The organism is Brevundimonas viscosa (assembly GCF_900116065.1).
GTDB lineage: Bacteria > Pseudomonadota > Alphaproteobacteria > Caulobacterales > Caulobacteraceae > Brevundimonas > Brevundimonas viscosa.
Genome location: NZ_FOZV01000001.1, coordinates 315304 through 335696, shown reverse-complemented (window position 1 = coordinate 335696; position 20393 = coordinate 315304). Strand labels below are relative to the sequence as shown.

At 72.2% G+C, this 20393-nt stretch carries 21 protein-coding genes; 19 read left to right on the top strand and 2 right to left on the bottom strand.

Annotated features, from left to right (window positions below):
- Positions 1-98 precede the first annotated feature (98 nt).
- From BM333_RS01645 to trxA, 7 genes are all read left to right on the top strand, one after another.
- Positions 99-962 carry a GNAT family N-acetyltransferase gene (locus BM333_RS01645; protein WP_092306622.1) on the top strand — a complete coding sequence of 288 codons (864 nt, stop codon included), beginning with the start codon at positions 99-101 and terminating at the stop codon, positions 960-962.
- 4 nt (positions 963-966) lie between these two features.
- Entirely contained in the window at positions 967-1422 is a 456-nt protein-coding gene (tsaE, locus tag BM333_RS01640; protein WP_245777105.1) for a tRNA (adenosine(37)-N6)-threonylcarbamoyltransferase complex ATPase subunit type 1 TsaE, read from the top strand.
- Positions 1415-2503, top strand: coding sequence for an N-acetylmuramate/N-acetylglucosamine kinase AmgK (amgK, locus tag BM333_RS01635; RefSeq protein WP_092306618.1), 1089 nt, complete (start codon positions 1415-1417; stop codon positions 2501-2503). The genes tsaE and amgK overlap by 8 nt, the downstream gene beginning before the upstream one ends.
- A gap of 14 nt (positions 2504-2517) precedes the next feature.
- Complete coding sequence (gene murU / locus BM333_RS01630) at positions 2518-3210, top strand: N-acetylmuramate alpha-1-phosphate uridylyltransferase MurU (protein WP_092307553.1); 693 nt, start codon at positions 2518-2520, stop codon at positions 3208-3210.
- Positions 3207-6299 carry a double-strand break repair protein AddB gene (gene addB / locus BM333_RS01625; protein ID WP_092306616.1) on the top strand — a complete coding sequence of 1031 codons (3093 nt, stop codon included), beginning with the start codon at positions 3207-3209 and terminating at the stop codon, positions 6297-6299. The genes murU and addB overlap by 4 nt, the downstream gene beginning before the upstream one ends.
- Entirely contained in the window at positions 6296-9763 is a 3468-nt protein-coding gene (addA, locus tag BM333_RS01620; protein ID WP_245777103.1) for a double-strand break repair helicase AddA, read from the top strand. The genes addB and addA overlap by 4 nt, the downstream gene beginning before the upstream one ends.
- A gap of 109 nt (positions 9764-9872) precedes the next feature.
- The gene (gene trxA / locus BM333_RS01615; protein WP_092306614.1) at positions 9873-10208 is read left to right on the top strand and encodes a thioredoxin; all 336 of its coding nucleotides are present in this window, start codon (positions 9873-9875) and stop codon (positions 10206-10208) included.
- Between the two features lie 44 nt (positions 10209-10252).
- On the opposite strand, the gene hslV is transcribed toward trxA, so the two are convergent.
- On the bottom strand, positions 10253-10801 hold the full coding sequence (gene hslV / locus BM333_RS01610; protein WP_425425110.1) for an ATP-dependent protease subunit HslV: 549 nt from the start codon (positions 10799-10801) through the stop codon (positions 10253-10255).
- Positions 10802-10945: 144 nt separating this feature from the next.
- Between hslV and BM333_RS01605 the strand changes: the two genes are divergently transcribed.
- Positions 10946-11335 carry a BLUF domain-containing protein gene (locus BM333_RS01605; RefSeq protein WP_177221775.1) on the top strand — a complete coding sequence of 130 codons (390 nt, stop codon included), beginning with the start codon at positions 10946-10948 and terminating at the stop codon, positions 11333-11335.
- A gap of 39 nt (positions 11336-11374) precedes the next feature.
- A complete protein-coding gene (locus BM333_RS01600) occupies positions 11375-12112 on the top strand; it encodes a HesA/MoeB/ThiF family protein (protein WP_092306608.1) in 738 nt (245 codons plus the stop codon).
- A gap of 7 nt (positions 12113-12119) precedes the next feature.
- Here BM333_RS01600 and BM333_RS01595 read toward each other — a convergent pair whose 3' ends face one another.
- Positions 12120-13106 carry a 2-hydroxyacid dehydrogenase gene (locus BM333_RS01595; RefSeq protein WP_092306606.1) on the bottom strand — a complete coding sequence of 329 codons (987 nt, stop codon included), beginning with the start codon at positions 13104-13106 and terminating at the stop codon, positions 12120-12122.
- A gap of 84 nt (positions 13107-13190) precedes the next feature.
- Between BM333_RS01595 and BM333_RS01590 the strand changes: the two genes are divergently transcribed.
- The 10 genes from BM333_RS01590 to trpA all read left to right on the top strand — a co-directional run bounded on the left by BM333_RS01590 (position 13191) and on the right by trpA (position 20388).
- Complete coding sequence (locus BM333_RS01590) at positions 13191-13712, top strand: SH3 domain-containing protein (protein WP_245777102.1); 522 nt, start codon at positions 13191-13193, stop codon at positions 13710-13712.
- Between the two features lie 74 nt (positions 13713-13786).
- Entirely contained in the window at positions 13787-14077 is a 291-nt protein-coding gene (locus BM333_RS01585) for a hypothetical protein (RefSeq protein WP_092306604.1), read from the top strand.
- A 48-nt stretch (positions 14078-14125) separates the two neighbouring features.
- A complete protein-coding gene (locus tag BM333_RS01580) occupies positions 14126-14824 on the top strand; it encodes a Crp/Fnr family transcriptional regulator (RefSeq protein ID WP_092306602.1) in 699 nt (232 codons plus the stop codon).
- A 36-nt stretch (positions 14825-14860) separates the two neighbouring features.
- Positions 14861-15559, top strand: a complete 699-nt coding sequence (locus BM333_RS01575; RefSeq protein ID WP_092306600.1) for a Crp/Fnr family transcriptional regulator — start codon at positions 14861-14863, stop codon at positions 15557-15559.
- 45 nt (positions 15560-15604) lie between these two features.
- The gene (locus BM333_RS01570) at positions 15605-16507 is read left to right on the top strand and encodes a class I SAM-dependent methyltransferase (protein WP_092306598.1); all 903 of its coding nucleotides are present in this window, start codon (positions 15605-15607) and stop codon (positions 16505-16507) included.
- Positions 16504-17241, top strand: a complete 738-nt coding sequence (locus BM333_RS01565; RefSeq protein ID WP_092306596.1) for a pseudouridine synthase — start codon at positions 16504-16506, stop codon at positions 17239-17241. Before BM333_RS01570 ends, BM333_RS01565 begins: the two co-directional genes overlap by 4 nt.
- The gene (locus BM333_RS01560) at positions 17238-17879 is read left to right on the top strand and encodes a phosphoribosylanthranilate isomerase (protein ID WP_092306594.1); all 642 of its coding nucleotides are present in this window, start codon (positions 17238-17240) and stop codon (positions 17877-17879) included. The genes BM333_RS01565 and BM333_RS01560 overlap by 4 nt, the downstream gene beginning before the upstream one ends.
- Positions 17880-17911: 32 nt before the next feature.
- Entirely contained in the window at positions 17912-19126 is a 1215-nt protein-coding gene (trpB, locus tag BM333_RS01555; RefSeq protein ID WP_092306592.1) for a tryptophan synthase subunit beta, read from the top strand.
- Positions 19127-19132: 6 nt separating this feature from the next.
- The gene (locus tag BM333_RS01550; RefSeq protein WP_092306590.1) at positions 19133-19561 is read left to right on the top strand and encodes a hypothetical protein; all 429 of its coding nucleotides are present in this window, start codon (positions 19133-19135) and stop codon (positions 19559-19561) included.
- Complete coding sequence (trpA, locus tag BM333_RS01545; protein WP_092306588.1) at positions 19558-20388, top strand: tryptophan synthase subunit alpha; 831 nt, start codon at positions 19558-19560, stop codon at positions 20386-20388. Before BM333_RS01550 ends, trpA begins: the two co-directional genes overlap by 4 nt.
- Positions 20389-20393 lie beyond the last annotated feature (5 nt).

The following is a 20393-nucleotide window of genomic DNA, read 5'->3' as shown; positions in this document are numbered from 1 at the left end:
TCGGGGCGAAGGCGTGGCGCCGTCCCGTCCGGGCGTCAATGGCGAGGGTTGCTGCGGACGCTTGCGGAGCATCGCAGGAGCGGCGACAACCGTTTTGAATGACCGCCGAAACCTTCATGCCCGACGCCCGGCCGGAGCCGCACATCTGCGATGTGCTGATCGCCGAGCGCGCGCCGCGGCTGACGACATCGCCATTCTGGCCGGTGCTGCGGCCGGCGCTCTACCGCCTGCTGAACTACCACCACGCCGTGCGGATGGCCGATGCGGTGAGGCCGCTCTCCGGGGCCGAGGCCCTGGCCTACATGAGCGACCTGCTGGACCTGAAGGTGTCGGCCCTCAACGCCGACCGGATCCCCGCCTCGGGTCGCTGCATCGTGGTGGCCAACCATCCGACCGGCATCGCAGACGGCATCGCCGTCTACGATCTGGTCGCCGCCCGCCGCGACGACGCCGTCTTCTTCGCCAATGCCGACGCGCTGCGGGTCTCGCCGCGGCTGGGCGAGGCCGTGATCCCCGTGGAGTGGGTGGTCGCGAAGCGCACGCGCGAAAAGACCCGGGCCACCCTCCAGGCTGCCCGGGAGGCCTTCGAGGCCGAGCGCTGCGTCGTGATGTTCCCTGCAGGGCGGCTGGCGCGGGTCGCGAAGGACGGATCGGTCATCGATCCGGAGTGGGCCCCCACGGCGGCGTCGCTGGCCCGAAAGTACGAGGCTCCGGTCATCCCGATCCATGTGTCGGGGCCCTATTCCCGCCTGTTCCACGCCTTCGACCGGGTGTCGCAGGAACTGCGCGACGTCACCCTGTTCCACGAGCTGCTCAACAAGCGCCGCAAGCCCTTCCACCTGAAGGTCGGCAAACCGATCTCCCCGGCCCGGCTCGACATCGACGCGGGCAAGGCGACCTATGCGCTCAAGGCGTTCACCGAGCGGGTGCTGCCCGGCCAGCCGGACGCCGACTTTGCCTGAGACCGTGTTCGACCTTCCGGACGCCGACGCCACCGGCCGCCTCGGCGCCGCGATCGCGACCCTGTTGGGGCGGGGCGAGACGGTGCTGCTGTACGGGCCGCTGGGCATGGGCAAGTCGACGCTGGCCCGGGGGCTGATCCGCGCCCTGACGCGGCCGGACGAGGACGTGCCGTCGCCGACCTTCACCCTGGTCCAGTTCTACGAAGGCGAGCCGCCGGTCGCGCATTTCGATCTCTACCGTTTGACGCGTCCGGAGGAGGCGTCGGAGATCGGCCTGGACGAGGCGCTGGACGAGGGCTGCGCGGTGATCGAATGGCCCGAGCGCCTGGGCGACGATCCGGCCGCCTGGCTGGGACCGGACCGGCTGTCGGTCACGCTGGCCGAGGCGGGCGGCGGGCGGCGTGCGACCGTTTCTGGCGCAGGGGCGTGGGAAAGCAAGGTGATGGACCTGCATGTCTGACCGTGAACAGCTGCGCCGCGACTTCCTCACGGCCGCCGGGCTCGGCGAGGCCGCGCGCGCACCCCTGCCCGGCGACGCCTCGACGCGCCGCTACGAGCGGCTGACCACGCCGGCCGGGGCCACGTTGATGCTGATGGACCAGCCGCCGGCCGCGGAGTCCCGGCCCTGCGACCCTTCCTGGCGTCCGGAGCAGCGCCACGCCGCCGGCTGGAACGCCGTCGCGCGTCTGTCGGCCGGCCGGATCGAGGCCTTTGCGGCCGTGGCCGAGCACTTCCGCCACGCAGGCCTGTCGACGCCCGAGATCGTGGCGGTCGACGCCCCGCATGGCCTGGCGGTGATCGAGGATCTCGGCGACGATCTTTTCGCGCGGGTGATCGCCGGGGGCGAACCCCAGGCGCCGCTCTACCTGGCGGCGGTGGACGCCCTCGCCCGGCTGCACATGGCCGCCGTGCTGCCCGAGGTCATGCAGGGGCCGGCCGGCGACTGGCCGCTGCTGACCTACGACGCGGTCGCCCTGCAGGGCGGGGCGGACCTGTTCATCGAGTGGCTGCCGCAGCTGCACCCCGACCTCGACTTCGGGCCGGCGGCGCGGGAGGAGTGGCGCGCCGCCTGGTCGCCCGTCGTGGCCATGGGCGAACAGAAGGCCTGGACCATCGCGCACCGCGACTATCACGCCGAGAACCTGATCTGGCGGCCGGATCGGGTCGATCACCGCCGCGTCGGGCTGATCGACTTCCAGGACGCGGTGCTGGCCCACCCGGTCTGGGACCTCCACTCCCTGTTGCAGGACGCCCGCCGCGACGTGCCGCGCGAACTCGAGGCGGTCGCCTTCAACCACTACTGCGAGGTGATGATGGTCGACCGCGAGTCCTACTGGCGGGACTACGTCGCCCTCGCGGCTCTGAACGAGGCGCGGATCCTCGGGGTTTTCGCGCGGCTGATTGCCCGCGACGGCAAGCCACGGTATCGCCAGTTCATGCCACGGGTGTGGGACCACCTGAACCGGAACCTCGGCGAGCCCGGCCTCGAGGCGGTGTCGGCGTGGTTCACCCGGCATGTCCCGCAAGAGAGACGAGCATGACGCCGAAGACCGCCATGGTGCTGGCCGCGGGCCTCGGCACGCGCATGCGTCCGCTGACGGACGACCGGCCCAAGGCCCTGGTCGAGGTCGGGGGCAAGGCGCTGGTCGACCATGTCCTCGACCGGCTGGCCGCCGTGGGCGTGGAGCGGGCGGTGGTCAACGTCCACTGGTTCGCCGACCGGCTGGAGGCCCACCTCGCCGCCCGCGGCCGGGGCCCCGGGATCGCCATATCCGACGAGCGGGCGGAGCTGCTGGAGACCGGCGGCGGGCTCAAGAAGGCCCGCGCCCTGCTCGGCGAGGACCCGGTCTTCGTCGCCAATATCGACAGCGTCTGGATCGATCGCGGCGACGCGCTGAATCAACTCGCGCGCCTGTGGAATCCGTCAATCATGGATGCGGCGCTTCTTCTCGCGCGGCGCGAGGGCTCGATCGGATTCGAGGGCGACGGCGACTTCTTCCTGGAGGAAGACAGTCGGCTGGCGTTCCGGGGCGACGCGCCGGCAGCCCCCTTCGCCTACATGGGTGTGCACATCTGCCGGCCCGACTACGTCGCCGCCGGCCCCGAGGGGCCGTTCTCGCTGAGCGCCCTTTGGCGCCGGTCCGCTGCCGGCGGCCGTCTTTACGGCTGCGTCCTCGACGGGGACTGGATGCACGTCGGCGATCCCCAGGCCCGTGACGCCGCAGAGGCGCGGCTGGCGGGGGAATGAGCGGGCGCTTCGACCCCTTCGCCGGCGAGGCCCCGCGCTGGTGCGCCATCGAGGCGCGGCGTCCCTTTCTCGAGGACCTCGCCGCCGGCGTTCTCGACTGGCTCGGCGAGCGGCCGCCGGAGACGCTGTCCGACGCGGTGGTCCTGCTGCCCAACCGCCGCGCCGCCCGGGCCTTTGGCGCGGCGCTCGCGAAGGCCGCCGGGGGCCGGCCGGTGCTGCTGCCGCAGGTCCGGCCGCTGGGCGACCTGGAAGAGGACGAACCGCCGTTCGCCCCGGGCGAGGTCGGCCTCGACCTGCCGCCTGCGATCGCGCCGCTGACTCGCCGCTTCGAGATGGCGCGGATGATCGTCGAGCGTTTCGACTCCGCCCTGACGCCGGTGCGCGCCCTCGACCTCGCCGACGCCCTCGGCGCCTTCCTCGACTCCTGCCAGCTGGAGGAGATTCCGGAGCCGCAGCGCGTCGCCACCCTCGTCGAGGGCGAGATGGCCGAGCACTGGCGGCGTTCGGCCGAGTTCCTCGGCCTGGCGGTCGAGGCATGGCCGGCGCGGCTCGCGGAGCTCGGTCTGGTGGATCCTGCCTGGCGTCGCGCGACCCTGCTGCGCCGCCTCGCCGAACAGTGGGACGCTCGCCCGCCGGAGCAGCCGGTGATCGCCGCCGGCTCGACCGGCTCCGTGCCTGCCGCCGCCGCCGTTCTGGGGGCCGTGGCGCGCGCCCCGCGGGGCTGCGTCGTCCTTCCCGGCCTCGACTTCGAGCTGGACGAGGCGGTCTGGGCGCAGATCGATGCGGACAATGAACAGCACCCGCAGCGGGCCCTGAAACGGCTGCTCGAGCGCCATGACGTTTCCCGCGACAGGGTGCGACCATGGTTCCGGCCGCCGGAGGAGGATGCCTTCGCCCGGCGCGGCCGCGCCCGCCAGCGCCTGATCAACGAGGCGCTGCGTCCCGCCGACGCCACCGGCGACTGGCGCGCGGCGATCCGCGACCTCCGCGCCCGGGCCGCCGAAGCGGGGGCGGCGGGAGATCCCATCGCCGAAGGGCTGGAGGGCCTGTCCATTCTCCCCGTTCGGCACGAGGAGGAGGCCGCCGCCGCCATCGCCCTGATGATGCGCGAGACGCTGGAGACGGCGGGTCGCACCTGCGCCCTCGTCACGCCGGACCAGGAGCTGGGCCGCCGCGTCGCGGCGCGGCTGGAGCGCTGGGGCGTGGTCGCGGACGCCTCCGCCGGCCATCCGCTGGAGCGCATGCCGGCCGGGGTGCTGGTCGGCCTGTGCGCGCGCTGGATCGCCGATCCGACGGACCCGCAGACCCTGCTCGGCCTGCTCAAGCATCCGCTGGTCCGGCTGGACGCCGGAGAACCGGACCTGCCGCGGACCGCCGCCGCCCTCGAGCGGTTCGGGCTGCGGGGGCCGCGCCCGGCGGACTTCGATCGCCTGCTGCTGAGGCTGGAGCGGGCGGCGGCGCCGGACCGGGACGTTCGGGCCCGATCGGAGAGCCACGTCGCCCGCATCGCGGCCGCGCGCGGCCTGGCCGTGCGCCTTCGCGAGCTTGTCGAACCCGTCGCCGTCCGGCTGGCCCCGGGCGCTTCCCTGGACGTCGCCGCGCGCGAGCTGACCGGGCTTGTCGAACGCCTCGCTGGACAGGAAGCCTGGGCCGGTCCCGATGGGGAGGCGGCGGCGCAGACCTTGTCGGCGCTGATCGAAGGCGGGGCGTCGCTGGGGATGATCGGGGCCGGCGATCTGGTGGATCTCATCGGCGAACTGCTGGCGGACGCGGTGGTCCGCACGGGCGGGGCCACCCATCCGTCGCTGCGCATCCTCGGCGCCATCGAGGCGCGGCTGGTCCGCGCGGACCGGATGATCCTGGCCGGGCTGGAGGAGGGCGTCTGGCCGCAGGCGGCGTCCACCGACCCCTTCCTGTCGCGACCCATGCGGGCGGCGCTGGGCCTGCCTCCGCCCGAACGGCGCATCGGGCAGAGCGCCCAGGACTTCATCCAGGCCGCCTGCGCGGGAGATGTGGTGCTGGTGCACAGCGAGCGCCGCGGCGGCCAACCGGCCGTGCGCTCGCGCTGGCTGTGGCGGCTGGACATGCTCACCCGAGGCGCGGACGCGCCGGAGACGCCCGTGCGGATCGCCGCCCCGCGAGGCGTGATCGAGTGGACCCGTGGGCTGGACGCGCCCGCGAGCCGCACGCCCGCCTATGCGCGTCGCCCTGAGCCCACGCCCCCGGTCAGCCGTCGTCCGCGGGCTTTGCCGGTGACCTCGATCGAGCGCTGGGTGCGGGATCCGTACGCCGTTTACGCCGAGCGCATCCTCGGCCTGAAGAAGCTGGACCGGCCCGGCGAGTCGGCGGAGGCCCTGGCCCGCGGCACGGCCATCCACGCGGCCGTCGAGCGCGTCGTCCACACCTGGCCCGGCGTCTTGCCGGAGGACTGCGCCGACGAGATCGAGCGCTTCCTGCACGACGCCCTCCTGGATGCGGGCTTCGGCGATGCGGCCATGGCGCGTGAGCGGCCGCTCGCCCGCAACTGCGCCCTGTGGCTGGAGCGCTTCGAGCGCGAGAGGCGCGCCCGGGGCGCCACCCTGCTGATCGAACAGAAGGGCGAGATGACCTTCGAGGCGCCGGGCGGCCACTTCACCCTCACCGCCCGCGCCGACCGGATCGAGCTCGACGCCCACGGCGCCGCGGTGATGGACTTCAAGACCGGCCCGGCGCCCACCCAGAAGCAGGTGGTGCAGGGCTTCGCGCCGCAGCTGACCCTGAGCGCCGCCATCCTCGCCGCCGGGGGCTTCCCCGCCCCGCCGACCGAGGCCACCGAGCTGCTCTACGTGCGCCTGATCGGTCGGCGCGATCCCGCCAGGGTCGACGACGTGGCGCGGCCGTCGAAGAACAACGCCCTGACCGCGGCCCAGCTGGCCGAGCGCGAGCTGGAGCGGCTGAAGGCGGGCGTCGCCCTCTTCGACGACGAGGCGACCCCCTACACCTCGTGGGTGGCGCCCCAGTTCATGGGCAATTTCGGCGGCAACTACGATCACCTCGCCCGGGTCTGGGAGTGGCATGTGGTCGGCGGCGAGGATGAGGCCCCGGAATGACCGACGCCCTCGACATGGCCCGCGCCCACCAGGCGACCGCGGCGGACCCCGGGCTGTCGGTCTTCGTCACCGCCAACGCCGGCTCGGGGAAGACCACCACCCTGGTGAACCGCGTGGCCCGGTTGCTGCTGAAGCGGGTGAAGCCGGGCGAGATCCTGTGCGTCACCTACACCAAGGCCGCCGCCGCCGAGATGCAGGCGCGCCTGTTCGACAAGCTCGGCCGCTGGGCCGTCGCCGACGATCGCCGGCTGGCGCAGGAACTGGCCGAACTGGACGGGCGCGATCCGGCCGGCCTGTCCGGCGCGGAACTGTCCGAGGCGCGCCGGCTGTTCGCCCGGGCGCTGGAGACGCCGGGCGGGCTGAAGATCCAGACCATCCACGCCTTCTGCGAGAAGCTGTTGCGGCGCTTCCCGCTGGAGGCCGGGGTGTCGCCGGGCTTCGAGGTTCTGGAGGACCAGGCCGCGCTCAACCTGTCGCACGCCGCCCGGGAGGATCTGGCGCGACTGGCGCTGGAGGACCCGGAGGGACCCGTCGGCGAGGCCTACGCCCACTTCGCGGTCGAGCTGGACTTCCGCACCTTCCACGCGCTGCTCGACACGGTCGAGACGCGGCGCGAGGCGCTGCTGGACTACCTCGACCGCATCGAGGCGGGAACGGCGCCCGCCCCGCGCATGCTGGTCGGCGCCGACGAACGCTCGGCCGCCGAAGTCGAGGCCGACTTCATGCGCTGGCTCGACCGCGACGAATGGCTGGAAGCGGCGGCGGCCCTGGCCGGCGCGTCCAGCAGCGACCAGGACTGCGCCGCCCGCATGCGTCAGGCAGCCGACAGCTGGAGCTTCGCCACGCTCGGCCCCGTGTTTCTGACCGAGGGCAAGCCGCGCAAGCGATTGACTACCAAGGCCGCGCCGCCGGCGATCGCCGACTGGCTGGGCCGCATCGCCGACAAGTACCTGGCCAGCCTCGACGGCGTCCGCGCCGCCCGCATCGCCGACGAGACGCAGAAGCTGCTGATCCTCGCCCGGGTCCACGCCGCCCTCTACGAGACCCGCAAGCGTCATCTCGGGGCGCTCGACTTCACGGACCTTGTGTCGCGGACGGTCGAGTTGCTGACCCGGCGGGCCACCGCGGCCTGGGTGCTCTACAAGCTGGACGGCGGCGTCGAGCACGTGCTGATCGACGAGGCCCAGGACACGGCGCCCGAGCAGTGGGACATCCTGCGCGCCCTGACCGAGCCCTTCTTCGCCGGCGAGGGCGCAGAGCGCGCGGCCGCCATTCCGCGCACCGTCTTCGCGGTCGGCGACGAGAAGCAGTCCATCTACTCCTTCCAGGGCGCCCGTCCCGAGCGTCTCCGGCAGGAGGCGCAGGCCCATGCGGCTCTGATACCGGCCGAGCGGTTCCGCGAGGTTCCGCTCGACACCTCCTTCCGCTCGACGGAGGAGGTGCTGGCCTTCGTCGACGCCGCCTTCGAAGGTCCGGACCGCACCCGGGCCCTGGCCGGCGAGACGGGCGACATCGCGGTCCACCGCCCCGCCCGTATGGGCCAGCACGGCTCGGTGGAGCTTTGGCCCCTGTTCGAGGATCCGGCGACGCCGGAGCGCGAGGCGTGGAACGCCCCGGTCGACAAGGAGGATTCCCGCAGCGCCCGCAAACAGCTGGCCCAGGCGCTGGCGCGTGAGATCAGGACGCAGGTCGAGGCCGGCGCTTCGGTGTGGACGACGGACGCGGAGAAGCGACCGGTTCATCGTCCGGCCCGGTACGGCGACTTCCTTGTGCTCGTGCGCCGTCGCGACGCCACCTTCGAGGAGATCATCCGGGCGCTGAAGACCGAGGGCGTGCCGGTGGCCGGCGCGGACCGGCTGAAGCTCAAGGCGCACATCGTCTTCGACGACCTGATGGCGCTCGCCCGCTTCGCCCTGTTCCCCGACGATGACCTGTCCCTCGCGGAAATCCTGCGCAGCCCGTTCTGCGACTTGCCGGACTTCGGGCGCGAGGACGCCCTCTACCCGCTGGCCGACAAGGAGGCCCGGCAGGGCCGCTCCCTGTGGCGCGAGTTGCAGCGGCGGGGCGACGAACGGCCGGCCTGGGCCGCCGCGCGCGACCTGATGCGCGAGCTGATCGCCGCGCGGGACCGGGACCCGTTCGCCTTCTTCTCGACCGCGCTGAACCGGATCGGACCCGACGGACGGTCGGGGCGGGCCCGCATCCTCTGCAGGCTGGGCCGCGAGGCGGAGGAGGCCATCGACGAGACCCTCGCCCAGGTCCTCGCCGCCGAGGCGCGGGGCGTCCACGACCTCGAGACCTGCCTGGCCCAGCTGGAGCAAGCCGACGTCGAGGTGAAGCGGGAGATGGAGGGCGCCCGTGACGAGGTCCGGGTGATGACCGTGCACGGGGCCAAGGGGCTGGAGGCGCCGATCGTCATCCTGCCCGATACCACCTCGAAGGCGAAGCCGCAGGGTCCGACCCTGATGCCGGTCACGCTGGACGACGGCGGCGAGGCCTGGCTGATGTGCCCGTCCAGCTCGAAACAGGATTGCGCCGCCTCCGCCGCCGTGCGGCAGGCGCGCGTCGATCGCACCGACGCCGAGTCCCTTCGCCTGCTCTATGTGGCCCTGACGCGCGCCCGGGACCGGCTGATCGTCATGGGCCGCAAGCTGGGCAAGCCCAAGGAGGGCTTCGACCCCGGCAGCTGGTGGGACGTGATCGCCGGGACCTTCGCGGGGCTGGCCGAGGCGCGACCGGAGGAGGTGAAACTGCTGGACGGCGGACGGCTGCGCTTCGGCACCGGGCCCGGCGCGACCGGCGCCGCGGCGCCGACGGCCGGCGCGGTTACGACGATCCCGGCCTGGGCGCAGGCCCGCCCCGCGCCCGACCGGGCGGCGCGCGTGGCCGCCCCGTCCCGCATGGGCGAGATGCTGCGCATTCCCGCCCCGTCCCCGCTGGCCACGGCGGGAGCCGGCGGCGCGCCGCTGGGCCGTTTCCGGCGCGGCGACCTGATCCACCGTCTGCTGGAGCGACTCCCCGACCTGCCCGCCGGGGATTGGCCCGGATCGGCCGCACGGCTGTTGTCCCGCGAGCGAGACCTCAGCGACGCGCAGCGCGCGGAGATGATCGAGGCCGCTCTGGGCGTGCTGCGGGACGACCGGTTCGCGCCGGTGTTCGGTCCCGGCTCACGCGCCGAGGTGGCGATTGCCGGCGAGTTCGAGGGCGTGCCCGTGTCCGGCCGAATCGACCGGCTGGTCATCACTACCGATCGGGTTCTGGTCGTCGACTACAAGACCAACCGGCCCGCGCCGGACCGGGCCGAGGACGCCGACCCGGCCTACATCCACCAGTTGTCGGTCTACGCCTCGGTGCTGGGCCGGCTCTATCCCGATCGGCGGGTGGAGGCCGCGCTGGTCTGGACCGACGGCCCGCGCCTGACGCCTGTCCCGGCCGAGCTGCTGGAGGCCGCCCGGACGCGTTGAATTGCGCGGCGGATCGCCCCACATCCGCTGCGAACCGCCGGAATCACTCCAGAGTGTCCGGCCCCTGCAGATGCCGCCGCGGCCAGGCCGCGGCCGACGGAGAGATTACATGGCCACCGTCAAGGTCACCGACGACAGCTTCGAAACCGACGTGCTCAAGGCCTCCCAGCCGGTGCTGGTGGACTTCTGGGCGGAGTGGTGCGGCCCGTGCAAGCAGATCGGTCCGGCGCTGGAGCAGATCTCCGAGGAACTCGCCGGCAAGGTGACCATCGCCAAGATCAATATCGACGACAGCCCGATGACCCCGTCGCGCCTCGGCGTGAAGGGCATCCCGACCCTGATGCTGTTCAAGGACGGCCAGATGGCCTCGATGAAGGTCGGCGCCATGCCCAAGGGCAAGATCGTCGAATGGCTGGCTGAAGCCGGAATCGCCGCCGCGGCCTGATTCCGCGGTGTGAAGAAGCGCTGGCGGCTGGATGGCCGCCGGCGCTATTCGAGCGTCTCCACGGTCAGGTTGCCGTTGGTGTAGACGCAGATGTCCGCCGCGATGGCCATGGCCCGCCGGGCGATGGTCTCGGCATCGAGCTCGGTGTGGTCGTACAGGGCGCGGGCCGCCGCCAGGGCGTAGTTGCCGCCCGAGCCCACCGCCGCCACCCCGTGCTCCGGCTCCAGCACGTCGCCGACGCCGGTGACGGTCAGGATGCTGTCGCGGTCGGCCACCAGAAGCATGGCCTCGAGCCGACGCAGGTACCGGTCGGTGCGCCAGTCCTTGGCCAGGTCGACGCAGGCGCGGGCCAGCTGGTCCGGGTACTGCTCCAGCTTGGCCTCCAGCCGCTCGATCAGGGTGAAGGCGTCCGCGGTGGCGCCCGCGAAACCGGCCAGCACCCGCCCGCCGGCGAGGGTGCGGACCTTGCGCGCCGCGCCCTTGACGATGGTCTGGCCCATCGAGACCTGGCCGTCGCCGGCGATGACGGTGCGGCCGTTCTTGCGCACAGCCAGGATGGTGGTGCCGTGCCATTCGGGGAAGTCGGGATTCATCATCCGTTTCAGATGGCGTCCGAAATGCGGCGCGGCAAGCGGAAGGCGCTGAAAGCACGCTGTTCCTCGCCGCCACATTGATGCCGATGTAACCTGTTACAGGGCGAAATCGTCACCCTGTTCGGGCTGAATGAGGCAAGGCCTTTGCTGTATCGCGTGATCTTCGCCAGCGAAGCGGTCGGCTCGACGGGTGCGTCGGCCCTCTCAATCGCGCAGATTCTCGGCGTCTCGGTGGCCAACAATCGCCGCGACCACATCACCGGGTGCATGATGTTCCACCGCGGCCACATCCTGCAGGTGGTCGAGGGCGCGCGCGCCGATCTCGATCGCCTGCTGCGCCGCCTCCGCGAGGATCCGCGCCACACCGCCTTGCGCATCCTCAGCGACGCGCCGATCGCCGCCCGCCGGATCGAGCATCCGATGGACATCTGCGCCGACCCCACGCGGCTGCTCGAGCGGGTCGGCCTGCCCTGCCTGTCGCAGGTCACCGCCAACGATGCAGACGTCATGCTCGATCTGCGCCGCGCCGCCTGAGGGCGTGACGGACCGGCCGGCTCCGCCTAACAGGGGCGGGTGAGCTTTTCCGACGACGAAATCGACCGCTATGCGCGGCATCTGGTCCTCGCCGAGATCGGCGGGCCCGGGCAGCAACGGCTGAAGGCGGCGCGCGTGGGGCTGGTCGGCGTGGGCGGCGTCGGGTCTCCGGCAGCCTTCTATCTGGCTGCGGCGGGCGTCGGGACCTTGCGGCTGATCGACGACGACGCGGTCGCCGCGTCCAATCTGCAGCGCCAGATCGTCTTCACCACAGCGGACGTGGGCCGGCGGAAGACGGACGCCGGCGCCGAGGCCCTGACGGCCCTGAATCCCCATGTCGTCGTCGAGACCCGGCCCGAGCGGCTGACCCCGGCCAGCGCCCGGCGACTGCTCGACGGTTGCGACCTGGTCATCGACGGAACGGACGATTTTGCGACCCGGTTCGCCGTCTCCGACGCCTGCCTGGCTCTCGGCATACCCCTTGTCTCCGGCGCCCTCGGGCGCTGGAGCGGGCAGGTCGCGGTGTTCGGGGGGCGGCCCTGCTACCGCTGCCTGGTTCCCGCAGCCCCGCCCGACGCAGAGACCTGCGCCCGGGTCGGCGTCGTCGGAGCGCTGGCGGGCGTGGTCGGTTCGCTGTCGGCCCTCGAGGCGATCAAGCTGATCGTCGGGACCGGCGAAGCGTTGACCGGGCGCCTGTTGATCTACGACGGTCTCGCCGGGACGGCGCGCACCGTCCGCATCGCCGCCGACCCCGCCTGTCCGTCGTGCGGCGGCTGACGATCGATCAGAGCATGGCCGGGATCACCCGGTCAGGCGGCCGGTGGCCGTTGGCGAAGGTCAGGATGTTGGTGATCACCCGCTCGCCCATGTCCTGGCGCGCCTCGAGGGTCGACGAGCCCAGATGGGGCAAGAGGACCACGTTGGGGCGGCCGACCAGTCCGGGGTGCACCGCCGGCTCGTGCTCGAAGACGTCCAGCCCCACGCCGGCGATGGCGCCGGCCGCCACCGCCGCGGCGAGCGCCGCCTCGTCGATCAGTTCTCCGCGTGCGGTGTTGATGAGCAGCGCCTCCGGCTTGAGCCGCGCCAGCCGGGCGGCGGACATCAGGTGATGGGTCTCGCGCGTCGCCGGGCAGTTCAGGGAAATCACGTCCATGCGCGGCAGCATCTGGTCCAGATCGTCCCACCAGGTGGCGCCCAGCTCCTCGGCCACCAGCTCCGGGACCGGTTTGCGGTTGTGATAGTGAACCTGCATGCCGAAGGCGCGGGCGCGCCGCGCCAGCGCCTGGCCGATCCGGCCCATCCCGACGATGCCGAGCCGCTTGCCGCCCAGCTTGCGGCCGCACATCCACGTCGGGGTCCAGCCCTCGAAGCGGCCCTCCTCGACGACGCGGGCGCCTTCCACCATGCGGCGGCTGACCGCCAGGATCAGCCCCATGGCCAGGTCGGCCGTGTCTTCGGTCAGGACGCCCGGCGTGTTGGTGACCACGATGCCGCGCGCCACCGCCGCGTCCACGTCTATGTGGTTCACCCCGGCGCCGAAGTTGGCGATCATCTTCAGCCGGTCGTCGGCCCTGCTGATCAGGTCCGCGTCGATGGCGTCGGTGATGGTCGGGACCAGCACGTCGGCGCGCTGAACCGCAGCCTCGAGCGCCGCTCGCTCCATCGGCGCGTCGGTGAGGTTCAGTTCCGCGTCGAACAGTTCGCGAAGACGCGTCTCGACGGCGTCCGGGAGGCGCCTGGTTAATACGACCTTAAGCCTGGATGTCGACATTCGGCCTTCCACTCCACACGCCCCCGTTTAATGGCCAACTCTCCGCCCCGCAAAGCTCCAGACGGTCTTGTCCGTTCGGCGACCGTGGCCGCCGCCCTGGCCGTCGCTGTTCTGGCCGGCGCGGGGGATCGCATGCCCGACGGGCGGCCGACCCCGAGCGGCCAGCCGGTGCCGCGCTGGCTGTCGCTGAAGTCGAGCGAGGTCCACGCCCGGCAGGGGCCAGGTCTCGACTATCGGATCCTGTGGGAATACCGGGCCGCCGGATTGCCGGTGCAGGTCATCGCCGAAACCAGCGAATGGCGAAAGATCTGCGATCCGGAGGGATCGGTGGCCTGGGTCCACCGCAGTGTGGTGTCCAGCCGCCGCAGCCTGTTCAACCCCGAGGCTCTCGAAACGCCCATCCGCGCCGGCCGGTCGGCGGACGCGCCGGTCAGGGCGCGGCTCGCGCCACGCTCGCTCATCGCGCTCGAGGCGTGCGAGGAGGGGTGGTGCGAGGTCCGCTCCCGGAGGTTGCGCGGCTGGGTCCCGGCCGGAACCCTCTTCGGGGCGGCCGAGCGGCCGCTGTGCGACGCCAACCGGCCCGCCGGACCGCGCGGGAGCGCCTGAGCGGCGGCCCTGTCGTGCATCCGACAGACGAACCGCACTGATCCGCGTAACCGTGTCGCCCAGTGGAGGCGCGGATGTCATTGTATCAGTTCCATTTTATCGGGGCCGATGGCGAGCGGCCGACGCTCGATTTCTCGGATTGCGCGGATGACGGCGCGGCCGCACGCGAGGGAATGAGCCAGCTCGGCCAACATGGCAGCGCCTTGGGGGTCGAGGTCTGGGAGGGTGACCGGATGGTGATCCGGATGGAACGCGCCGCGTCCGAGGTCATGCCGGTGGGCGCCCCGCTCCTCGGTGGAAGGCCATCCACCGCCCGCTCCTTCCCGGCCCCGGGCCGACGGCCGGCGAAGTGGATGCAACGCTAAGTCGAGTTCCGGCAGACGGGCTGCGTCGGATCGCCCTATGCGCCCGGTATGAGCGGATTTCCGCCGGGCAACCGCCTGATCAACGCCTTGGGAGCCGAAGACCGGGAGGCGCTGCTGCAGCACTGCAGCCGCGCCGAGTTTCGGCAGGGCTTCATCTTCTTTGAGCCCGGCGACGAGATCGAGCACATCCACTTCATCGACAGCGGCATCGCCTCGTCCGTGGCGGTGCTGGAGGATGGTCGCACCGTCGAGACGGTGATGATCGGCCCGGAAGGCTTGACCGGGTCTGCGGCCGCGATCGTTCCCCATCGGGCCTTCACCCGCAACGCCGCCCAGGTGGATGGGAGCTCGCGCCGCATCGAAGCCGCCCGTCTGCGACAACTCTGCGCTGCCCGACCGGGCATCCGGGACGTGATCGCCAGGTCCGCGGCCGACCTGCACGGGGAGCTGGAGCAGTCGGCCGCCTGCAACGCCCTTCATCGCGCCGAGCAACGGTTCGCCAAGTGGCTCCTGCGCAGCCACGACCGGGTCGAGGCCGACACCATAAACCTGACCCAGGAATACCTCGCCTCCATGCTCGGGTCGCAGCGGACGACGGTGAACGAGGCGGCGCAGGGGCTGCAGAAGGCGGGGGCCATCGCCTATTCCCGTGGCCGTATCCGGGTGCTCGACCGCGCGGCGCTCGAGCGGGTGGCCTGCGAATGCTACCGCGCCACGGCCTCGGTGCGGGACGACCGTCGCGGCTGATCCGGAACCTTCGCCGTACGGCCCGGTTCATGAGCCATGGCCGAAACCTCGACCAACCTCATCCTCGACAGCCTTCCCGACGACGACCGCGCCGCCGTGCTCGCCTTTTGCGCTCGCCGCAACATGACGGTGAACGACGAGTTCTGCGCACCGGACGACCCGATCCTGAAGGTCCATTTCGTTCTCGACGGCGTCATCTCAGCCGTGGGGGAGATGAGCGACGGCAGGTCGGTCGAGGTGTTCATGGTCGGCCGCGAGGGCGCGGCCGGCGCGGAGGCCGCCCTCATTCCTGCGCGGAGCGCGACTCGCGTGACCTGCCAGGCCGACGGCTCATGTCTCAGCATTGAGGCGGTCCGGCTGCGCGAACTCACGACCGACCGTCCAACGCTGAGGAACGCCCTGCTACATTTCCAGACGGGACTGCAGCATGAACTCGAGCGCAGCGCCGCCTGCCACGCGCTGCACCGGGCCGACCAGAAGTTGGCCAAGTGGTTGCTGCGGTGTCACGACCGGGTGCAGGGCGACGTCCTGAACCTGACCCAGGAATATCTGGCCTCCATGCTGGGTTCGCAGCGCACCACAGTGAACGAGGGTGCGCAGGCGCTCGTCGACCGGGGCGCGATCCGCTACGCCCGCGGCCGCATCAACGTGATCGATCGCGCAGCGCTCGAGCACGCCGCTTGCGAATGCTACCGGGCCCCTGTCGGCTCCGACCTGCCGGACCATCGCGTCTGAAACCCGCTTCTTCGCGCGCGGCGGCTATGAGGCTATAGGCGCCGCATGACCACCCTGCTCTACGGCCGTCCGCCCGCCGTCTTCGATCCGCCCGGCGACGCCGTCCAGACATCGCCGCTGATCCCCGGCTCCGCCGCCCTCGAGGAGATCCCGGAAGGCTCGGCCGCAGCGGTGACGGTCTACGCCCCGCCGGGCGTGCTGGAGCGACGCCATGTGCTCGCCCTGGCGCTGCGGGCGCTGCGGCCCGGCGGGCGACTGGACGTGATGGCGCCCAAAGCGAAGGGCGGCTCGCGTCTGGGCAAGGAGCTGCGGGCCTTCGGGCTGGAGGTCGCGGAGACGGCCAAGGCCCACCACCGCCGCTGCGTCGCCCTTCGGCCGACGGGATCTTTGCCGGAACTGGGTACGGCGATCGCCGCCGGCGCTCCCCGCGTCGTGCCCGGCCTCGACGCCTGGTCGCAGCCGGGCGTGTTCGCCTGGGACCGCATCGACCCGGGATCGGCCCTGCTGGCCCAGGTGCTGCCCGAACTGAAAGGGGCGGGGATCGATCTCGGCTGCGGCTACGGCGCCCTCGCCACCGTGGTGCTGCGCTCGCCCGCCGTGACGGCGCTGCGCCTGATCGATCTGGACCGGCGCGCGGTGGCCGCGGCGCGGCGCAATGTCCAGGATCCGCGGGCGACCTTCGACTGGGCCGACGCACGCACCCTGCCCGAGACCGGCGATCTCGACTTCGTCGTCACCAACCCGCCGTTCCATGACGGCGGGGCCGAGGACAGGCGACTGGGCCAGGCCTTCATTCGCAAGGCCGCCGGTCTGTTGAAGAAGGGCGGCGTCCTGTGGCTGGTGGCCAATCGGCATCTGCCGTACGAGGCCGAGCTGGACGCCGCCTTCAAGCGGGTGCGCATGGTCGCCGACGCCGGCGGCTACAAGGTGTTCGAGGCGGTGAAGTGAGCAGGGTTCCGACCGCCCGCATCGACAAGCTGCTGTCCTCGCTCGGCTACGGCTCGCGTGCGGAAATGGCCAGGCTGGCCCGGGCCGGCGGCGTGACGCTGGACGGGGTCGAGGTGGATGACGTGTCGCGCCGGATTCCCGTGACGCCCGACCTGACGGCGCGGATGCGGATAGACGGCGAGCCGCTGGACCCGCCGCACGGGCTGGCGCTGATGCTGCACAAGCCGGTCGGGATGACCTGCTCGCACAAGGAGGACGGGCCGCTGGTCTACGACGTGCTCCCGGATCGCTGGCGGCGCCGGGACCCCGCCATCTCGACCATCGGACGGCTCGACAAGGACACCTCCGGCCTCCTGCTGATGACCGACGACGGCGACCTGCTGCACCGGGTGATCAGTCCCAGGAAGAATGTCGCCAAGATTTACCGCGCGACGCTGGCGCGGCCCCTGACCGGGAGCGAGGCGGCGCTGTTCGCATCCGGCGAGCTGATGCTGGAGGGCGACGACCGGCCGCTGAAGCCGGCGGGGCTGGAGGTCCTGTCGCCGACGGAGGCGCGGGTATCGGTGACCGAGGGCCGCTATCACATGGTGCGGCGGATGTTCGCGGCCGTGGGCAATCACGTGGAGACGCTGCACCGGGAACGGCTGGGCGGCTTGGCGCTGCCCGACGATCTGGCGCCCGGCGACTGGCGGCTGCTGGACGACGGCGAGATCGCCGCCATCTTCTCCGCATGAGCGTCCTGACCAAGATCTGCGGCCTGACCACGCCCGGCGCCCTGGACGCCGCGCTGGACGGCGGGGCGGACTTCGTCGGCGCGGTCAGCTTTCCGAAGAGCCCTCGTCACCTTGAGCTGATCGCCGCCGCCGCCCTGTTCGAGCGGGCGCGGGGGCGGGCGAGGGTGGTGGCGGTCACCGCCGACGCCGACGACGCCCTGCTCACCGAAATCGCCCTCATCCTCCGGCCCGACCTCGTCCAGCTGCACGGCTCGGAGACGCCGGAGCAGGCGGCGCGGGCGGGGTTGCTGACCGGCGCGGGGATCATCAAGGCCCTGCCGGTGCGCACGGCGGACGACGTCGCCTCCGCCGCGGCCTTCGAGCCGGTGGTCGACTGGCTGATGTTCGATGCCAAGCCGCCGGAAGGCGCCGCCCTTCCCGGCGGCGTCGGCGCAGCCTTCGACTGGGCCCTGCTGGCCGGACGCGCCTTCGCCCGCCCGTGGTTCCTCGCCGGCGGCCTGTCGCCGGACAATCTGGCCGAGGCGGTGCGGATCACCGGCGCGCCTGCGGTCGATGTGTCCTCTGGCGTCGAAAGCGCGCCGGGTGTTAAGGACCCCGGCCGGATCGCGGCCTTCCTGGAGGCGGCGAGGTCGGCCTGATTTCCGCCGCTCCCCCGCGCGAGTCTCCACCTGTGAACGCAAGCCTTCCCAACGCCTACGCCTGGCCCGACGCCGAAGGCCGCTTCGGCCCCTACGGCGGCCGCTTCGTCGCCGAGACCCTGATGCCGCTGATCCACGAACTGGACGCGGCCTACGAGGCGGCCAAGGCCGACCCGACCTTCCAGGCCGAGCTGGACGGCTTTCTGACCGACTACGTCGGCCGCCCGAGCCCGATGTATCTCGCCTCGCGGCTGACCGAGCACCACGGCGGGGCCGACATCTGGTTCAAGCGCGACGAGCTGAACCACACCGGCGCCCACAAGGTGAACAACTGCATGGGCCAGATCCTGCTGGCCATGCGCATGGGCAAGACCCGCATCATCGCCGAGACTGGCGCCGGCCAGCACGGCGTCGCCACGGCCACCGTCTGCGCCCGTTTCGGCCTGCCGTGCGTGGTCTACATGGGCGCCGCCGACGTCGAGCGGCAGTCGCCGAACGTCTTCCGCATGAAGCTTCTGGGCGCCGAGGTGGTGCCGGTGACCTCGGGCCGCGGCACGCTCAAGGACGCCATGAACGAGGCCATGCGCGACTGGGTCACCAACGTCGCGGACACCTATTACCTGATCGGCACCGCCGCCGGGCCGCATCCCTATCCGGCCATGGTGCGCGACTTCCAGAGCGTGATCGGCCGCGAGGTGCGCGCCTCCATGCTGGCGCGCCGCGAGAAGCTGCCCGACGCCTGCGTCGCGGCCATCGGCGGCGGCTCCAACGCCATCGGCCTGTTCCATCCGTTCATCGCCGACGCCGGCGTGCGTCTGATCGGCGTCGAGGCGGCCGGGCGCGGGCTCGACACGCCGGACCACGCCGCCTCGATCCAGGGCGGCCGCCCCGGCGTGCTGCACGGCAACCGCACCTACCTGCTGCAGGACGCCGACGGCCAGATCCTCGAGGGCCATTCGATTTCGGCCGGGCTCGACTACCCCGGCATCGGGCCTGAACACGCCTGGCTGAAGGACATCGGCCGCGCCGAGTACCGCGCCGCCACCGACGAGGAGGCGCTGGAGGCGTTCCAGCTGTGCGCGAAGCTGGAGGGAATCATCCCGGCGCTGGAGCCCAGCCACGCGCTGGCCCGGGTCGGCGAGATCGCGAAAGAAGTGGGCAAGGGCGGCGACGTCGTGCTCAATATGTGCGGGCGGGGCGACAAGGACATCTTCGCCGTGGCGAAGCATCTGGGCGTGGAGCTCTAGGACATCATGAACACCCTCATCCTCGCCGCCGCGGCGGCTCTCCTCGGCGCGCCGGCCGTGGTCCAGGACGCGCCGGCGACGCCGGAGCAGATGGTGCTGCCGGGCGCGACCCTCGCCCCCGACTGCGGCAACCTCTACGGCCTCGCCGGCCGCGCCTTCTGCGTCAGCGCCCCGCTGGCGGGCATCGGCGCCCTCGCCGACGCCTATGTGGCCGATCTGCAGGCCAAGGGCTGGATCCCGGCCGGCGGCGAGGACAATCGCGTGGTGTTCGTCCGGCGGCGGGATGGCGGCGGCTGCGACGGGCTGCAGATGCAGGCCTTCTACGACACCTCCCGTCCGGCCGGACCCGAGGCGATCGGCTACCTCGGCTTCGGCCCGATCCCCGGCGACGTCTGCGCCGAACAGCCCGCCGCGGCGCCCGCTCCGCAGCAATGACCACCGCCCGCATCGACGCCCGCTTCGCCGCCCTGAAGGCGGAGGGGCGGGCCGGCTTCGTCGCCTATGTCATGGCCGGCGATCCGTCTCGCGAGGAGGCGCTCGAGATCCTCCGCGGCCTGCCGGCTGCGGGCGCGGACATCATCGAGCTCGGCTTCCCCTTCTCCGACCCCATGGCCGAGGGGCCGCCGATCCAGCGCGCCGCCCTGCGCGGCCTCAAGGCCGGCCTCAGCCTCAAGGGCACCCTGGATCTCGCCGCGGCCTTCCGGAGCGGCGACGCGGACACCCCGCTGATCCTGATGGGCTACCTCAATCCGATCGAGAGCTACGGCTACGAAGCCTTCGCCCGCGACGCCGCGGCGGCGGGCGTGGACGGGATGATCGTCGTCGACTGTCCGCCGGAGGAGGCGGGCGTGCTGACCGGCGCGCTGGACGCGGCGCAGGTGTCGCTGATCCGTCTGGCCACCCCGACCTCCGACGACGCCCGACTGAAGGTGATCGCGCAAGGGACCTCGGGCTTCGTCTACTACGTCTCCGTGGCCGGAGTGACCGGGGTGAAGGAAGCCGAGGCCGGATCGGTCGCGCCCGCGGTGGAACGTGTTCGTCGCGCCGCGGGCCTGCCGGTGGCGGTGGGCTTCGGGGTCAAGACGCCGGACCGGGCGGCCGAGATCGCCCGCGTCGCCGAGGCGGTTGTGGCCGGCTCGGTCCTGGTCGACGAGGTGGCGGCGGCGCTGGCGGAGAACGCGTCGCCCGCCGGGCGCGTTCTGGCCAAGGTCCGGGCCCTGGCGGAAGCCGTCAGGGATGCAAGGACGCCGGAAACCGTCTAAAGGCC